Origin of the sequence: Nocardia panacis (genome assembly GCF_003598715.1) — a bacterium.
GTDB lineage: Bacteria > Actinomycetota > Actinomycetes > Mycobacteriales > Mycobacteriaceae > Nocardia > Nocardia panacis.
Genome location: NZ_QZFU01000019.1, coordinates 96,117 through 111,766, shown reverse-complemented (window position 1 = coordinate 111,766; position 15,650 = coordinate 96,117). Strand labels below are relative to the sequence as shown.

The following is a 15,650-nucleotide window of genomic DNA, read 5'->3' as shown; positions in this document are numbered from 1 at the left end:
CCTCCAGCCGACGATCTGTACGTGTTTTCCGAGTTCGTATTACGATTCGTCGGGTGTTGCCCTCCGTCGCCGATGTGCTCGCCATGCCCGTGGTGCGGGCGGGCGCGCCCGAGGTGGTCGGCGGTGGTCCGCTGGATCGTCCGGTGCGGTGGGTGCATGTCATCGATGTGCCCGAGGTGGCGCGACTGCTGGTCGGCGGGGAATTGGTGCTCACCACCGGGCAGGCGCTCGGTCGCGGCCATGGGGCCACCGTCGAATATCTGAACGCCCTGGCGGCGGCAGGGGTTTCGGGCCTGGTGGTGGAACTCGGGGACTATGTGCGGCATTTGCCGCCGATCGTCGCGAAAACCGCCGACGCGCTCGGTCTTCCGGTCATCGCACTGCACCGGGTCACCCGGTTCGTGGAGATCACCGAGGCGGTGCACCGGATGATCGTGGCCGACCAGTACGCCGAACTCGAATTCGCCCGCACCGTGCACGAGACCTTCACCGAATTGAGTGTGCGCCGCGCCTCGCTCGCCGAGATCGTCAAGACGGCGGCGGGCATGCTCGACGCCTCGGTGGTGCTCGAGGATCTCGCGCATCGGGTGCTGGCGGTCGCGGCCAAGCACACCACCGCGTCGGTGCTGCTGGAGAACTGGGAGACCACCTCCCGGCTGCTGCCAGAGAATGCCGATGTGGTGGCCGTCGGCCCGCACACGCAGCCGTGGGGTCGACTCATCCTGCGCGCGCAGGGAATTCCGACGCCGCGGGCCCGCATGGTGCTCGAGCGGGCCGCGCAGACCCTCACCCTGCACCGCATGATCGACCGGGACCGGTTCGGACTGCACCTGCAGGCCCAGACCGGTCTCATCGACGATCTGGCCAACGGGCGCGTCATGGACGAGCGCGAGGCGCAGGCCAGGGCCGCAGCGCTCGGGTTGGCACGCCGCGCCGCCTATGTGCCCGTGGCGATCAATGTGGCCGCCCGCGCCGAATCCGATCCGGTCGCCGCGCAGCGGCGCGGCGCGGGCATTCTCGACGCCGTCACCCACGGGCTCGGCCTCGCCGGAGCCACCGCCCTCACCGCCGCCGAGCACGGCGACCGGGTGGGCATCATTCTCGCCGTGCCGCGCACCGCCGACGTGGAGGCGAGTCTGCGCGCCGTCTGCACCGCCCTGCTCGGCGAGGTGCGTCGCGTCGACGGGGTGCGGCGCGCCGTCATCGGCGTCGGCGCCGAATCGGACGCCCTGCTCGACACCGCCCGCGAACTCCCGCAGGCCGCCCATATCGCCGAGGTCGCGCTCTCGCTCGCCGATCCGGTGCCCCGCCCCTTCTACCGCAGCGGCGATGTGCGGCTGCGCGGGTTGCTCTCGCTCATCCGCGATGAACCCGGTGTGCAGCGCTTCGCCGAGACCGAACTCAGCGCCCTGCTGCGGCACGATATCCGCCACCGCGCCGATCTCACCCGGACCCTGCGCGAATTCCTCGATCTGGCGGGCAATAAGACCGAACTGGCCCGCCGCCTCAATATCAGTCGCCCCACCCTCTACGACCGACTCTCGCGCATCGAACGCATCCTCGGCGTCGACCTCGACAGCGGCGAATCGCGCACCTCGCTGCACACCGCGCTGCTCATCCGCGACCTCACCACACCCCGGAACCCGTAATCCCAACCCCACCAACAAGTTCCCAGCGAAACCCCCTGGCAATCCGCCTCTTTCGCCTCCGATTTCCGCTACCTTGTTCGCAGGCCGCGAATCGCGACCGGAAACCTTCTGGACCACATCGTGTCGTCCGCCGCCAACACGGAGTTCGGATGATGAAACGCCTCGTGCATTGGCTCTGCCGAGTCACCCGGCCCCGCGACACCACCGTCTCGGTCCTCTGGCTCCGCTGCTGACGCCCTTATGTCCGGATGACCCCGGTAGTCGCGGCAGGTGATTTCAGGCGTCGTCGAGCAGGTCGTGGATGGAGTCGGCGTAGGTTTTGAGGGCGGCGCGCAGGTGGGGGGTGTCGGCGTAGTCGGATTCGGCTTGGGTGAGCAAGCGGCGCATATCGTCGGAGAAGTGTTGGGTGCCGGGGGATTCGGCGTAGCGCTGGGTTTGATCGGATTGGGGGGACCAGCGCAGGGTGGTGGCGGCGAGGAATTGGTCTACCGCGAGCAGGTGGCGCAGTTGGGGGGCGAGGGTGGTGGCGTGCGGGCCATAGATCTCGGCGGTGGGGGAGTCGGTGAGGAGGGCGGCGAGATCGTTTGGGGTGGCGTGGGATTCGGCTGTGTCGATGGCGCCGTCGCCGGTATTGATGTCGCTATCGGCGAAGGCATCCCAGATGGCGTGGGCGATGAGGGCGAGGAAGACAGGCTCGCCGTCGAAGGTGGCGACGGCGGCGGATCTGTCGTCCAGTGCGTCGTAGTTGCGTTCGAAACACTGGAACAGTTCTTCGATGTGCAGGCGTTCGGTGGCGCGGGTGAATCCGGTCCACTCGGCGCGCACGGCGAAGCGGCCGTCGCGTAGCCGGGCCAGGAAGTAGTCGGCGAGCACCTCGGTGCCGTGATCGGCCAGCACGCCGTCGACGCAGCCGTAGCGATCGTATTGACCGATCACGCCGAGACTCAGTGGACGGTAGCCGTTTTGGACCGGGCGCAGCGCGACCGCCACCGCCTGCGCCCCGCGCAGACTGACTCCGCTGATCATGCACCGGTAGTCGTAGAAACCCACGGCGGCAGAATACTGTCGGATGCGGTCCGGATCAAAGGTTCTGCGGGGGAGCGGATTTCGGCGGGTCGAATCAGGTGAGGACGAGCAGTTGATCCGGTGCGGCGATCTCCACCCGCAAACCGGCCTTGCTCGCCACCCGCGCGAGGCCGCGAATATCGTCGGGTTCGGCCCTGGTCAGCACCAATGCCCTGGCCAGCAGCCCCTTGTGGTGTTTGTTGAAGTGGCTCACCACGGTTCGGCTGCCATCGGGATGTTCGGTGAGCACATTCGCGGTGACGGCGCCGGGCACCCGACCCAACTGCTGATACACCCCGGAGCGCAGGTCCACCACCAACTCGCCCGCGGCCTGTTCGGCCAGCGCCGGTCCGAGCTCGTCGCGCCAGATCGCCGAAAGGGTGGGCAGGCCGGGCAGTTTCGTCCCACCGGAGAGGCGATAGGCCGGAATCGGATCGCCCGCCCGCACCGCGCCGAACAGCGCGGAGCCGATACCCAGCCGGGCCAGCGCCTTGGCGCGCTGCGCCTTGGTGAACCCGCGCGCGTCGAGCGCGGCGTAGAGCACCCCGGTGTAGCGCTCGAGCGCGGGTCGAGTCGGCGCGGTGCGCAGCGCCGCATTGCGCGCGATCTCGACCTCGGCCCCCTTGCCCAGTCCGAGCACGGCCCGCGCCGCCTCCGGGTCGGCACTGAGCTTGCCGAGTTCGTCGAGCAGTCGCGCGCGGGTGGCGGTGAGTCCCGGCATGGCCAGCGCCGCCAGGTCGAGGGGTGCGGCGGATCCGCCGTCGGACTTGGTTTCGGAGGGAGGCAGCAGCACCAGCACGGGGAATAACGGTAATGCGCTGCGAAGACCGCTCGGCCGGGGACTACCCTGTGCTGTCGTGATCACCCGCCTGTCCCGCCTGTTCCTGCGCACCCTGCGCGACGATCCCGCCGACGCCGAGGTGCCCAGCCACAAACTCTTGGTGCGCGCGGGCTACGTCCGCCGCATCGCCCCCGGTGTCTATTCGTGGCTGCCGCTCGGGCTGCGGGTGCTGCGCCGCATCGAGGATGTGGTGCGCGCGGAGATGGATGGCATCGGCGCGCAGGAGATCGCGCTGCCCGCCCTGCTGCCGCGCGACCCGTACGAAGCCACCGACCGCTGGACCGAATACGGCCCGAACCTATTCCGCTTGCAGGACCGCAAGGGTGGAGACTACCTGCTCGGCCCCACCCACGAGGAACTGTTCGCGCTCACCGTCAAGGGTGAGTACAGCTCGTACAAGGATCTGCCGGTCACGCTGTACCAGATCCAGACCAAATACCGCGACGAGGAGCGCCCCCGCGCGGGCATCCTGCGCGGGCGCGAATTCGTCATGAAGGATTCGTACTCCTTCGACCTGGACGAGGACGGCCTGAAGGCCAGCTATGCCGCGCACCGCGAGGCGTACCGGCGGATCTTCGACCGCCTCGGCGTCGACTACGTGATCGTGGCCGCCACGGCGGGCGCGATGGGCGGCAGCGCCTCGGAGGAATTCCTGGCCGACAGCCCGGTCGGCGAGGACACCTATGTCCTCTGCCGCGAATCCGGTTACGCGGCCAATGTGGAGGCGGTGGTCACGCCCGCGCCCGCACCGCTGCCCATCGAGGGTCTGCCCGCGTCGGTGGTGCACGACACCCCCGACACCCCCACCATCGCGGCCCTGGTCGAGTGGGCCAATGCGGCCGCGGTGCTGGATCGTCCGGTCACCGCCGCCGACACCCTGAAGAACGTCATGGTGAAGCTGCGCCACCCGGACGGCAAGACCGAGATCCTCGGCATCGGCGTCCCCGGCGACCGCGAGGTGGACGGCAAGCGGCTGGGCGCGGCCGTCGAGCCCGCCGAGGTGGAACTGCTGACCGAGGCCGATTTCGCCGTGAACCCGTTCCTCGTCAAGGGCTACATCGGCCCGAAGGCGCTGCGGGAGAACGGTGTTCGCTACCTGGTCGATCCGAGGATCGGCACCGGCACCGCGTGGATCACGGGCGCGGACAGTCCGGGTCGGCATGTGGTCGGCTTGGTCGCGGGTCGCGATTTCACCCCGGACGGCACCATCGAGGCCGCCGAGGTCCGCGACGGCGATCCCTCGCCGGACGGGCGCGGCGCGCTGGTCGCGGCGCGCGGTATCGAGATCGGCCATATCTTCCAGCTCGGCTACAAGTACACCGACGCCTTCGAGGTGGATGTCCTCGGTGAGAACGGCAAGCCGGTCCGGTTGATCATGGGCTCCTACGGCATCGGTGTCTCCCGCATGGTCGCGGTGGTGGCCGAGCAGCGCCACGACGACAAGGGGCTGCGCTGGCCCGCCGAGATCGCCCCGTACGACGTGCACGTGGTCATTGCCAATAAGGACGCGGCCGCCCGCGCGGGTGCGGAGCAGGTGGTCGCCGGACTCGACGCGCAGGGCCTGGATGTCCTGTTCGATGATCGTTCCGCCTCGCCGGGCGTGAAGTTCAAGGATGCCGAATTGCTCGGCATGCCTTGGATTCTCGTCATCGGTCGGGGTTGGGCCGAGGGCAAGGTCGAACTGCGCGACCGATTCTCCGGCGCGAGCGTGGAGATCCCGGCCGAGACGGCGGTCGAGGCCGTCGTGGCGAGGATTCGGGGCTGAGCGAGCCGTCACTGTGATTGGGTCCCCGCCGCCCGCGCGGGGACCGTCGCCGCTGCGCCGCGTTTGTTACCCACTGGTAGTTTGACCGGCATGACAAGCACCGACGCGCTGTTCAATCCGAACACCTACGATCCGGCGCATTTCGACGCCGAGACCCGACGGCTGCTGCGGGCCACCATCGAGTGGTTCGAGTCGCGCGGCAAGGTGCGCCTGCTCGCCGACGACGCGGCGGCGGTGTGGACCGGGGAGTTCCTCGACTTCGTGAAGAAGGAGAAGCTGTTCGCGACCTTCCTCACGCCCGCCGCCTACGCGGACGGCGACCCGAATCGCCGCTGGGACGCCGCCCGCAACGCGGCCCTGTCCGAGATTCTCGGCTTCTACGGTCTGGCCTACTGGTACGCCGAGCAGGTCACCATTCTCGGTCTCGGTCCGATCTGGCAGAGCGACAACGAATCCGCCAAGCGCCGCGCCGCCGACGATCTGGCCGCGGGCGAGGTGATGGCCTTCGGATTGTCCGAGCAGACCCACGGCGCCGATATCTACAACACCGATCTGGTGCTCACCCCGTCCGAACCGGGCAGCGCCGATGCCGAGGCGGGAATCCTGTTCCGCGCCAACGGCGCCAAGTACTACATCGGCAATGGCAATGTGGCCAGCATGGTCTCGGTGTTCTCCCGCCGCGCCGATATCGAGGGCCAGGACGGCTACATCTGGTTCGCCGCCGACAGCAGGCACGAGAACTACCGCCTGCTCGACAATGTCGTGCACCAGCAGATGTATGTCAGCACCTTCCGGCTCGAGGACTACCCGGTGCGCGCCGAGGACATCCTGCACACCGGACCCGAGGCGTTCTCCGCCGCGCTGAACACCGTCAATGTCGGCAAGTTCAATCTGTGCCACGGCGGTATCGGCATGGTCGAACACGCCTTCTACGAGGCCATCACGCACGCGCACAACCGCGTCCTCTACGGCAAGCGGGTCACCGAATTCCCGCATGTGCGCACGAATTTCGTGGACGCCTATACCCGGATCACGGCGATGAAGCTGTTCAGCGATCGGGCCGTGGACTACTTCCGCGACGCGAGCCTCGAGGATCGTCGGTACCTGCTGTTCAATCCGATGACCAAGTCCAAGGTGACCTCCGAGGGCGAGACGGTGATGACCCTGCTGCTGGATGTGCTGGCCGCCAAGGGATTCGAGAAGAACACCTATTTCGCCGAGGTGCAACGCCTGATCAACACCCTGCCCCGGCTGGAGGGCACGGTGCACGTCAATGTCGGGCAGATCCTCAAATTCATGCCCAACTACCTGTTCAACGCGCAGGACTATCCCGAGGTCGGCACCCGTCTGGACGCGGCCGACGACGCGTTCTTCTGGCGGCAGGGTCCGGCGCGCGGCGCGGGCAAGGTGCGCTTCGCGGACTGGACCCCGGTCTACGAAAAGCATTCGGACCTGCCGAATGTCGCGCGCTTCTACGAGCAGGCGCTGGCGTTGCGCACCCTGCTGACCACGGCGGCCCCCGATGCCGAGCAGCAGCGGGACCTCGATTTCATGTTGACCATCGGCCACCTGTTCTCGCTGGTTGTCTACGGGCAGTTGATCCTGGAACAGGCGGCGATCACCGGTCTGGATCGCGATCTGCTCGACCGCGTCTTCGACTTCCAGATCCGCGACTTCAACGCCCACGCCACCGCGCTGCTCGGCAAACCCGCCGCCACCGCCGCACAGCAGCAGTGGGCGCGCGATGCGCTGCGCACCCCGGTCGCCGATCGCGCGGCCTTCGATCGGGTGTGGGCGCGCGTCGAATCGTATGACGGTGCTTACGAGATGCGTCCGTAGCGCCCGATCCCGGCCGGGCGCGGGTTACTGCGCCCGACCGGGGAAGGGGATCGTCGGCGGGTTCGCGCCCAGAATCGACTGCCAAGTCGCAAGCCGCACAGCGCATTCCGTCAGCGCGTCGAGCGCGAGTCGACGGACCTGCGTCGAGGCGGTGCTGTCCAAACCTTCGATGACCGCGCGCCAGGCGATGGCCGTATCCGATTCCACCGTGGCGGCGAGCCGGGCCGCCGGAATCGGATCGTCGATCGGGAACGGTGTCAGATAGGCCGCGTCCGGCGGCGGCACGCTCACCCCGGCGGTCTTCAGGGTGTCGATCGTGGTGTCGCGGCGCGCCCGATGGGCCGCGCCCGCCTCGGCGATGAGCCGGGTCCGGTCCGGCGCGGCATAGGCGGCGATCACGCCGTAGGCGTAGACGGCCGCGTATTCGGCGTGCAGCGCGGCCAGCAGAACCTGCTTCTCGGCGTCGGTCATGACTCCATCTCACTCGTGCGTGATCGGGGTGGTCCCGGTCAGGCCAGCAGTACGGCGGTCTGCGCCGCGCAGGCCGCGCTGATCGAGGCCAGCAGGGCGGCCCGGTAGCCGGATTGGGTCAGCGCCAGGTCGGCGGCGGCGCGGCGGGATCCGGTCAGCCGCAGGCGCACCGCGTCCACGGTCTGCGGTTGGGTCGGCGCGGTTTGCTGGGACGTGTCCGGCGCGGCGGCGCCCTCGACGGCGGGCTCGACCGTGCGGGTGCGGTGCACGGGTGTGGTCCCGTCGCCGTACACACCGATGACGCGGTTGATCTCGGCGCGCAGCGCCTCGGCGTGTTGGGTGCGCTCGGCGGCGATGGCGCTCAGCGCGGCATGCCGCTGCGGTGCGACCGCGATCGCCGCGGTGGCCGCCTGCGCGTCGGCGCGGGCCGCGATCTCTTGGGCGGCAAGCGGATCCGGTTCGTGCACCACATCCTCGGCGCCGCATCCGGCGACAGCCCCGAGTGCGAGCGCCCCCGCGGCCGCGCCCCCGGCCAACCGCAATACGCTGCGACGATTCGGAGTCTCGGCGGGGATGCCGGAAATGCACCCGGCGCGCGGCGGGGCGGTGAGGCGGAGGGGCACGCACCCATCGTGCCAGATTCATCCCTTCGGTCCCGCATGCGCACTCGCGGCGGCGGCCGTGGCGGGTGCCGGGCCTGCCCGCTGGTCCTTTACACTCTCCGGGCGCGTTACGCTAGACCTCCGGTAGAGAATTTTCCCGCCGCGTCACAACTGAACCAGGAGCCGCCCATATGCCGATGCCGACCGAGGAAAGGGTGAGCCAGCTCGTTGCTGAGCTCGTCGAACGCCGGGGATTCGACCTCGAGGGCGTCGAGATCTCGACGGCCGGAACTCCCGCCAGGGTCAAGGTCGTCGTCGACAGCGATACCGGCTCGAATCTGGACACCGTCGCCGAGTTGAGCACCGAGATGTCGCTGGCACTGGACGACGCGGGGGATTTCGGCGAGACGCCCTACCTGTTGGAAGTGACCACTCCCGGAATCGACCGCCCGCTGACGGCCGACCGCCACTGGAGGCGCGCACAAGGGCGCAAGGCGCGCATCGCCCTGCGGGAGGGTGTGGTTGCGCCCGATCCCGGAATCGAGGGCGCGTTCGAGGCCAGGATCGGCGCGCTCGACGGTGCGCGAATCACCCTCGTCCTACCCGACAGACGCGCCCCGCGCGCCATCGGTGTCGCACTCGACGATATCGACCGCGCCGTGGTCCAGGTGGAGTTCAATCCGCCGAACGCACGGGAAATGGCGTTGGCGGGCGGCGTGGCCCCCGGCAGGCCCGAACCCGGCCAGGGCGCCCAGTCACTCGACGAAGAAATCTCGGAATCAGCTCTTTCAAACGAAACAGCGTCCGATTCGACCGAAGGGATCGTGGAATGAACATCGAAATCGAAGCCCTGCGCGCGATCGTCGCCGACAAGGGGATCTCGATCGAGACGGTGATCTCCGCGATCGAGTCGGCGCTGCTGACCGCCTATCGGCATACCGAGGGCCACCAGCCGACGGCCCGCATCGACATCAACCAGAAGACCGGCGTGGTGCGGGTGATGGCCCGCGAGATCGACGCCGACGGCAATGTCATCTCCGAATGGGACGACACCCCGGAGGGTTTCGGCCGCATCGCCGCGACCACCGCGCGCCAGGTGGTGCTGCAGCGGCTGCGCGACGCCGAGAACGAGAAGTCCTTCGGCGAGTTCGCCACCCACGAGGGCGATATCGTCGGCGGTGTGGTGCAGCGCGACGCGCGCGCCAACGCCCGAGGCACCGTGGTGGTCCGCATCGGTAGCGAACTGCACGGCACCGAGGGCCTCATCCCGCCCGCCGAGCAGGTGCCGGGGGAGACCTACGAGCACGGCGACCGGATCAAGTGCTACGTCGTCGGTGTCTCGCGCGGTCAGCGCGGCCCGCAGATCACCCTCTCGCGCACCCACCCGAATCTGGTGCGCAGGTTGTTCGCGCTCGAGGTGCCCGAGATCGCCGACGGATCGGTGGAGATCGTGGCGGTGGCCCGCGAGGCGGGGCACCGGTCCAAGATCGCGGTCCGCAGCATGGTGTCCGGTGTGAACGCCAAGGGCGCGTGTATCGGCCCGATGGGGCAGCGGGTGCGCAACGTGATGAGCGAACTGGCCGGGGAGAAGATCGACATCATCGATTACGCCGAGGATCCGGCCACCTTCGTCGGCAACGCGCTCTCGCCCTCGAAGGTCGTCTCGGTGACCATCGTCGATCCGGAGGCTCGGGCGGCCCGCGTGGTGGTGCCGGACTTCCAACTGTCGCTGGCGATCGGCAAGGAGGGGCAGAACGCCAGGCTCGCCGCCCGGCTCACCGGATGGCGCATCGATATCCGCAGCGATGCGGCCCCCGATGTCGGTGGCGGTATGCGCACGGAAGCGCACCGGAGTTGACTCGAACGAGTCTGCCCAGGTCGCGCGGGGTTGCCCGGCGTCGGGATGACATCTCGGTAACTTCGAGAGGGGACGGGTTCGGCGATCCGAGCGGGTCGGCGGTAGAGTGGTCCAAGGTTCAGCACGCGTCGCCCATCCGGACCTGTATCGGATGTCGCAAACGCGAGTTGGCCGCCGATCTGTTGCGGATCGTGGCGCAGGAGCGGGAATCCGGAGACGGTGCCCGCATCGTCGCGATCGTTCCCGATCCGTGGCGCAGACTTCCCGGACGGGGTGCCTGGTTGCACCCCTTTTCGGCTTGTTTGAGCACGGCAGAGCGGCGCCGAGCTTTCGGCAGAGCACTACGAGTGTCCGGACATCTGGATATCTCAGCCCTGGAGCGTTACCTCGAGAACAGGCACGAGCACTCATGAGCACACCGTGAAGTACCAACGATGAACGTCCATCGGAGATAACCCGAGGTCGTGCGGGTCACCCGTCCCAGCAGACGGGCTGCCGCGCTCGACCTCTCAGTAGAGGAGAGCAGTGGCAGGCAAGGCCCGCGTGCACGAGTTGGCCAAAGAACTCGGTGTCACGAGCAAGGAACTACTCGCGAGGCTCAAGGAGCAGGGCGAGTTCGTGAAGTCGGCGTCCTCGACGGTGGAGGCACCCGTCGCGCGTCGACTTCGGGAGTCGTTCGCGGCGAAGTCCGCCCCGCAGAACGGCAATAAGTCCGGGTCGCGTCCCGGTCCGTCCGGGGGCCGCCCGTCCCCGAAGCCCGCCGGTGAGGGTCCCCGTCCCGGCCCGCGCGTGCCCTCGCCCGCCCCGGTGCAGGCGCAGGCCGCCACTCCGGCGCAGGCCGCCGTGTCCAGGGAGCAGCCCGCCCCCGCACCGCGTCCGGCCGAGTCCGTGCGTCCCGGCCCGATGGTCAAGCCCGGTCCCAAACCCGCGCCCGCTCCGGCCCCCGCCCCGGCGGCCCCGGCCGCGAAAGCGCCCGCGCCGTCGGCTCCGCATCCCACACCGGGCGCCCCGCGTCCGCAGCAGCAGGGCGGTCCGCGTCCCGCAGGCCCGAAGCCGGGTCCGAAGACCCCGCGCGTCGGCAACAACCCCTTCACTTCCGCCCCGGAGCAGGAGCGGCGTTCCGCGCCGCGTCCGGCCCCGCAGGGCGAGCGCGGCCCGCGTCCGGGTCCGGGCGAGCGCGGCCCCCGTCCGGGTCCGGGCGATCGTGGCCCGCGTCCCGGCCCCGGTGATCGCGCTCCGCGTCCCGGTCCCGGTCAGGGTGGTCCGCGTCCGCCCGCCGGGCAGGGCGAGCGTCCCCCGCGTCCCGGTGGCCCCCGGCCGAGTCCGGGTTCGATGCCGCCGCGTCCCAATCCCGGCGCCATGCCCGCGCGTTCGGCGCGTCCGGGTCCCGCCGGTGCGGGTCGACCGGGTGGCGGCGGCGGTCGTCCGGGTGGTCCCGGTGGTCGTCCCGGCGGCGGTGGCGGTGGCGGTGGCTACCGCGGCGGCGGCGCGCCGGGCGCAGGTGCGGGCACGGGTGCTCCCGGTGCCGGTGGCGGTGCGGCCGGTGGTTTCCGCGGTCGTCCCGGTGGCGGTGGCGGCGGTCGTCCGGGTGGTCCCGGCGGTCGCGGCGGCGCGGCGGGCGCGTTCGGTCGTCCCGGTGGCGCGCCCCGGCGTGGCCGCAAGTCCAAGCGGCAGAAGCGCCAAGAGTACGACTCGATGCAGGCCCCGTCGGTCGGCGGCGTTCGGCTGCCGCGCGGCAATGGCGAGATCATCCGGTTGGCCCGCGGCGCCTCGCTGTCGGACTTCGCCGAGAAGATCGACGCCAATCCGGCCTCGCTGGTCCAGGCCCTGTTCAACCTGGGCGAAATGGTCACCGCGACCCAATCGGTGAACGACGAGACCCTCGAGCTGCTCGGCAGCGAGATGAACTACGTCGTGCACGTGGTCAGTCCGGAGGACGAGGACCGCGAGCTGCTGGAATCGTTCGACCTCACCTACGGCGAGGACGCGGGCGGCGAGGAGGACCTGCAGGTCCGTCCGCCGGTGGTCACCGTCATGGGTCACGTCGACCACGGCAAGACCCGACTGCTCGACACCATCCGCAAGGCCAACGTCCGCGAGGGCGAGGCGGGCGGTATCACCCAGCACATCGGCGCGTACCAGGTGTTGACGCATGTCAATGCCGATGATCGGCTCATCACCTTCATCGATACCCCCGGTCACGAGGCGTTCACCGCCATGCGTGCCCGCGGTGCGAAGGCCACCGATATCGCGATCCTGGTGGTCGCCGCCGACGACGGTGTCATGCCGCAGACGGTGGAGGCCATCAACCACGCCCAGGCGGCCGACGTGCCGATCGTGGTCGCGGTCAACAAGATCGATAAAGAGGGTGCGAACCCGCAGAAGATCCGCCAGCAGCTCACCGAATACGGCCTGGTCGCCGAGGAGTACGGCGGCGAGACCATGTTCGTCGACATCTCGGCCAAGCAGGGCACCAATATCGAGCAGTTGCTCGAGGCCGTGGTCCTGACCGCCGACGCGGCGCTGGATCTGCGGGCCAACCCGGATATGGACGCCCAGGGTGTCGCCATCGAGGCGCATCTGGATCGCGGTCGCGGTCCGGTGGCCACCGTCCTGGTGCAGCGCGGCACGCTGCGCGTCGGCGATTCGATCGTGGCGGGCGACGCCTACGGTCGCGTCCGGCGCATGGTCGACGAGCACGGCGACGATGTCACCGAGGCGCTGCCCTCGCGTCCGGTCGAGGTCATCGGCTTCACCTCGGTGCCGGGTGCGGGTGACAACCTGCTCGTCGTCGACGAGGACCGCATCGCCCGCCAAATCGCGGACCGGCGCAATGCCCGCAAGCGCAACGCGCTGCAGGCGCGCAGCCGCAAGCGGATCAGCCTGGAAGATCTGGACGCGGCCCTGAAGGAGACTTCGGAGCTGAACCTGATCCTCAAGGGCGACAACTCGGGCACCGTCGAGGCGCTCGAGGAGGCCCTGATGGGTATCGAGATCGACGACGAGGTGCGCCTGCGGGTGATCAGCCGCGGCGTCGGTGGCGTCACCGAAACCGATGTGAACCTGGCCTCGGCCTCGAATGCGATCGTGATCGGATTCAATGTCAGGGCCGAGGGCAAGGCGACCGAACTCGCCAACCGCGAGGGTGTCGACATCCGGTACTACTCGGTCATCTACCAGGTCATCGACGAGATCGAGAAGGCCCTCAAGGGCATGCTCAAGCCGATCTACGAAGAGGTCGAGCTGGGTCGCGCCGAGATTCGGCAGATCTTCCGCTCGTCCAAGATCGGCAATATCGCGGGCTGCATGGTGCTCTCGGGTTCGGTCAAGCGCAATGCGAAGGCGCGTCTGCTGCGCGACAACGTGGTCGTCGTGGAGACGATGACCATCTCGTCGCTGAAGCGGGAGAAGGACGATGCCACCGAGGTCCGCGAGGGCTACGAATGCGGTATGACGGTCACCTACTCCGATATCAAGGAGGGCGACGTCATCGAGGCGTTCGAGTTGCGCGAGAAGCCGCGCGACTGATCGGTCGCTAGTTCCGTGCCGGGGTCGGGATCTCCCGGCCCCGGCACGGAATCCGGCGCGGCGTGGTTTCGTCGTGGAGGTGGGGAAATGTATTTGGGTGCATTGGAATTCGACATCCTGCTCGGGGATGTGCATTCGCTCAAACAGAAGCGGTCGCTGATCCGACCGGTGCTGGCCGAACTGCAACGTTTCGGGGTGAGCGCGGTCGAGGGCGGGGAGCAGCAGCTGCACAGGCGGTCGCTGCTGGGCGTGGCCATGGTCAGCGGTGAGATGAGTCACCTGACCGAGGTGCTCGACCGCTGTGAGCGGCACGTCGCCGCCCGTCCGGAGCTACAGTTGCTGGCAGTGCGCCGCCGGATCTTCGGACCCGAAGACTGACAATAATTGGGTAGTGAGGAGGAACAGCCATGGTGGATCAAGCCAGGGCCCGCCGACTCGCCAAGCGGATTTCCTCGATCGTGGCGACAGCGATCGAGTACGAGATCAAGGATCCGCGGCTGCGTTTCGTGACGATCACCGACGCCAAGGTCACCGGGGACCTGCGCGAGGCGACGGTCTACTACACGGTCATGGGTGAGACCGTCGACGCCGAACCGGATCTGACGGCCGCGGCCGCCGGTCTGGCCAAGGCGACGGGTGTGCTGCGTTCCAAGGTGGGCGCGGGCACCGGGATCAAATTCACCCCGACGCTGAGCTTCGTGCTCGATACCGTGCCCGATGCGGCGCGGCAGATGACGGAGCTGCTCGAGCGTGCCCGTGCCTCCGACGAAGCGGTCGCCAAGGTGGCCGCCACGGCCACGCACGCGGGCGAGGTAGATCCGTACAAGGTCGAGTCCGACGAAGAACAGTGATGCGGTAGCCCCATGACGACGACGCCCGATGCGGTCGGACTCGATCCGGTCGACGTCCAGGCCGCGGTGGCCGCCTTGGCGCGGGCGCGTTCGGTCACCGTCGTCTGTCATGTGCAGCCCGATGCCGATACCGTCGGCAGCGGGCTGGCCTTGGCGCTGGTGCTGCATCGCCGGGGTGTCCCGGTGTGGGTGTCCTTCGCCGAACCCGCCGAATTGCCCGCCTCCATGCGGACGCTGCCGGGTGTGCGGTATCTGGTGCCGCCCGCCGAGGTGCCGCGCGCGGTGGACGTGCTGGTGGCGGTGGACTGCGGCGGAGTCAATCGACTCGGCGCGCTGGCCGACCGAATCGATGGCGCCGCAACCACGTTGGTCATCGATCACCATCGCTCCAACACCCGTTTCGGCGCCATCAACCTGATCGATCCGAGCGCGGAGTCCACCACCAGCGTCATCACCGGACTGCTCGATGCGTGGGGTGTGCCGATCGATGCCGAAGTGGCGCACTGCCTCTACGCCGGACTGGTCACCGACACCGGTTCGTTCCGGTGGGTGCGGCCCGGTACGCACCGGTTGGCCGATCGATTGCTGGCCACCGGTATCAATGGCGCGGAGATCGCGCGGGCGTTGCTCGATACCCACCCGTTCGGGTGGTTGACCATGCTGTCGCGGGTGCTGGGTGGCGCCCGGTTGGCGCCGGGGGTGCGCGGGGTCGGACTGGTGTACGCGTTCGTGCGCGCCGCCGATGCCGGCGAGTTGGATTCGGAGGAGGTGGAGAGCGTCATCGATATCGTGCGCACCACCGCCGAGGCCGGAATCGCCGCGGTTTTCAAGGAATCCGGCACGGTGCCGGGCAGGTGGACGGTTTCGCTGCGGTCGCGCGATACCGGTCCCGGTGCGGCGGATGCCGTCGATGTGGCGCGAATCGCGACCGGCCTCGGGGGCGGTGGGCATCGATTCGCGGCCGGATATACGGCTTTCGGTTCGCCTGAGGATTTGATCGCCGGGTTGCTGAACGCACTCGGTTGAGTGCGCCGGGTATCCCTCATCGGTCGTTCCGGTCGGGATTCATGCGATCTGCTGTGTCCGGCAACGTCATTGGGCGCGATGACCGCGATGGCTGTGGGGGTGGACGACGATATCGGGGTCGAATGCGGAGTCGTCCGGCTCCACGTGGGCGGCGA

At 68.8% G+C, this 15,650-nt stretch carries 14 protein-coding genes; 10 read left to right on the top strand and 4 right to left on the bottom strand.

Annotated features, from left to right (window positions below; translation table 11 throughout):
• Positions 1–53 precede the first annotated feature (53 nt).
• Complete coding sequence (locus D5S18_RS15145; protein WP_120041438.1) at positions 54–1,649, top strand: PucR family transcriptional regulator; 1,596 nt, start codon at positions 54–56, stop codon at positions 1,647–1,649.
• A gap of 276 nt (positions 1,650–1,925) precedes the next feature.
• Here the strand turns inward: D5S18_RS15145 and D5S18_RS36120 are convergent, their stop codons facing one another.
• Positions 1,926–2,699: a hypothetical protein gene (locus D5S18_RS36120; protein ID WP_120041436.1), complete on the bottom strand. Its 774-nt coding sequence runs from the start codon at positions 2,697–2,699 to the stop codon at positions 1,926–1,928.
• A gap of 70 nt (positions 2,700–2,769) precedes the next feature.
• A complete protein-coding gene (yaaA, locus tag D5S18_RS15135) occupies positions 2,770–3,513 on the bottom strand; it encodes a peroxide stress protein YaaA (protein WP_120041434.1) in 744 nt (247 codons plus the stop codon).
• Between the two features lie 58 nt (positions 3,514–3,571).
• On the opposite strand from yaaA, the gene D5S18_RS15130 reads away from it, so the two are divergent.
• Together D5S18_RS15130 and D5S18_RS15125 are read left to right on the top strand one after the other, a co-directional pair.
• Positions 3,572–5,320: a proline--tRNA ligase gene (locus D5S18_RS15130; RefSeq protein ID WP_120041432.1), complete on the top strand. Its 1,749-nt coding sequence runs from the start codon at positions 3,572–3,574 to the stop codon at positions 5,318–5,320.
• 90 nt (positions 5,321–5,410) lie between these two features.
• Entirely contained in the window at positions 5,411–7,159 is a 1,749-nt protein-coding gene (locus D5S18_RS15125; protein WP_120041430.1) for an acyl-CoA dehydrogenase family protein, read from the top strand.
• A 24-nt stretch (positions 7,160–7,183) separates the two neighbouring features.
• On the opposite strand, the gene D5S18_RS15120 is transcribed toward D5S18_RS15125, so the two are convergent.
• Both D5S18_RS15120 and D5S18_RS15115 read right to left on the bottom strand, forming a co-directional pair.
• The gene (locus D5S18_RS15120) at positions 7,184–7,630 is read right to left on the bottom strand and encodes a ferritin-like domain-containing protein (RefSeq protein ID WP_120041428.1); all 447 of its coding nucleotides are present in this window, start codon (positions 7,628–7,630) and stop codon (positions 7,184–7,186) included.
• Between the two features lie 38 nt (positions 7,631–7,668).
• A complete protein-coding gene (locus tag D5S18_RS15115; protein WP_239003776.1) occupies positions 7,669–8,253 on the bottom strand; it encodes a hypothetical protein in 585 nt (194 codons plus the stop codon).
• A 170-nt stretch (positions 8,254–8,423) separates the two neighbouring features.
• On the opposite strand from D5S18_RS15115, the gene rimP reads away from it, so the two are divergent.
• The 7 genes from rimP to D5S18_RS15080 all read left to right on the top strand — a co-directional run bounded on the left by rimP (position 8,424) and on the right by D5S18_RS15080 (position 15,495).
• A complete protein-coding gene (gene rimP, locus D5S18_RS15110; RefSeq protein WP_120041426.1) occupies positions 8,424–9,065 on the top strand; it encodes a ribosome maturation factor RimP in 642 nt (213 codons plus the stop codon).
• Positions 9,062–10,090 carry a transcription termination factor NusA gene (nusA, locus tag D5S18_RS15105; RefSeq protein ID WP_120041424.1) on the top strand — a complete coding sequence of 343 codons (1,029 nt, stop codon included), beginning with the start codon at positions 9,062–9,064 and terminating at the stop codon, positions 10,088–10,090. The genes rimP and nusA overlap by 4 nt, the downstream gene beginning before the upstream one ends.
• A gap of 134 nt (positions 10,091–10,224) precedes the next feature.
• Complete coding sequence (locus D5S18_RS15100) at positions 10,225–10,503, top strand: YlxR family protein (RefSeq protein WP_120042158.1); 279 nt, start codon at positions 10,225–10,227, stop codon at positions 10,501–10,503.
• A 112-nt stretch (positions 10,504–10,615) separates the two neighbouring features.
• Positions 10,616–13,618 carry a translation initiation factor IF-2 gene (infB, locus tag D5S18_RS15095; RefSeq protein ID WP_120041422.1) on the top strand — a complete coding sequence of 1,001 codons (3,003 nt, stop codon included), beginning with the start codon at positions 10,616–10,618 and terminating at the stop codon, positions 13,616–13,618.
• 87 nt (positions 13,619–13,705) lie between these two features.
• On the top strand, positions 13,706–13,996 hold the full coding sequence (locus tag D5S18_RS15090; protein ID WP_120041420.1) for a DUF503 domain-containing protein: 291 nt from the start codon (positions 13,706–13,708) through the stop codon (positions 13,994–13,996).
• Positions 13,997–14,025: 29 nt separating this feature from the next.
• Positions 14,026–14,469 (top strand): 30S ribosome-binding factor RbfA, encoded by a 444-nt coding sequence (gene rbfA, locus D5S18_RS15085; RefSeq protein ID WP_120041418.1) that lies wholly within the window; start codon positions 14,026–14,028, stop codon positions 14,467–14,469.
• 12 nt (positions 14,470–14,481) lie between these two features.
• Positions 14,482–15,495 (top strand): DHH family phosphoesterase, encoded by a 1,014-nt coding sequence (locus D5S18_RS15080; RefSeq protein WP_120041416.1) that lies wholly within the window; start codon positions 14,482–14,484, stop codon positions 15,493–15,495.
• The last annotated feature ends 155 nt before the right edge of the window (positions 15,496–15,650 follow it).

Bases quoted from the DNA above. Each gene is read 5' to 3' on its own strand.
- D5S18_RS15120 (WP_120041428.1), bottom strand. From the start codon at position 7,630: ATGACCGACGCCGAGAAGCAGGTTCTGCTGGCCGCGCTGCACGCCGAA.
- nusA (WP_120041424.1), top strand. From the start codon at position 9,062: ATGAACATCGAAATCGAAGCCCTGCGCGCGATCGTCGCCGACAAGGGG.
- D5S18_RS15080 (WP_120041416.1), top strand. From the start codon at position 14,482: ATGACGACGACGCCCGATGCGGTCGGACTCGATCCGGTCGACGTCCAG.
- D5S18_RS15090 (WP_120041420.1), top strand. From the start codon at position 13,706: ATGTATTTGGGTGCATTGGAATTCGACATCCTGCTCGGGGATGTGCAT.
- rimP (WP_120041426.1), top strand. From the start codon at position 8,424: ATGCCGATGCCGACCGAGGAAAGGGTGAGCCAGCTCGTTGCTGAGCTC.
- rbfA (WP_120041418.1), top strand. From the start codon at position 14,026: ATGGTGGATCAAGCCAGGGCCCGCCGACTCGCCAAGCGGATTTCCTCG.
- D5S18_RS15125 (WP_120041430.1), top strand. From the start codon at position 5,411: ATGACAAGCACCGACGCGCTGTTCAATCCGAACACCTACGATCCGGCG.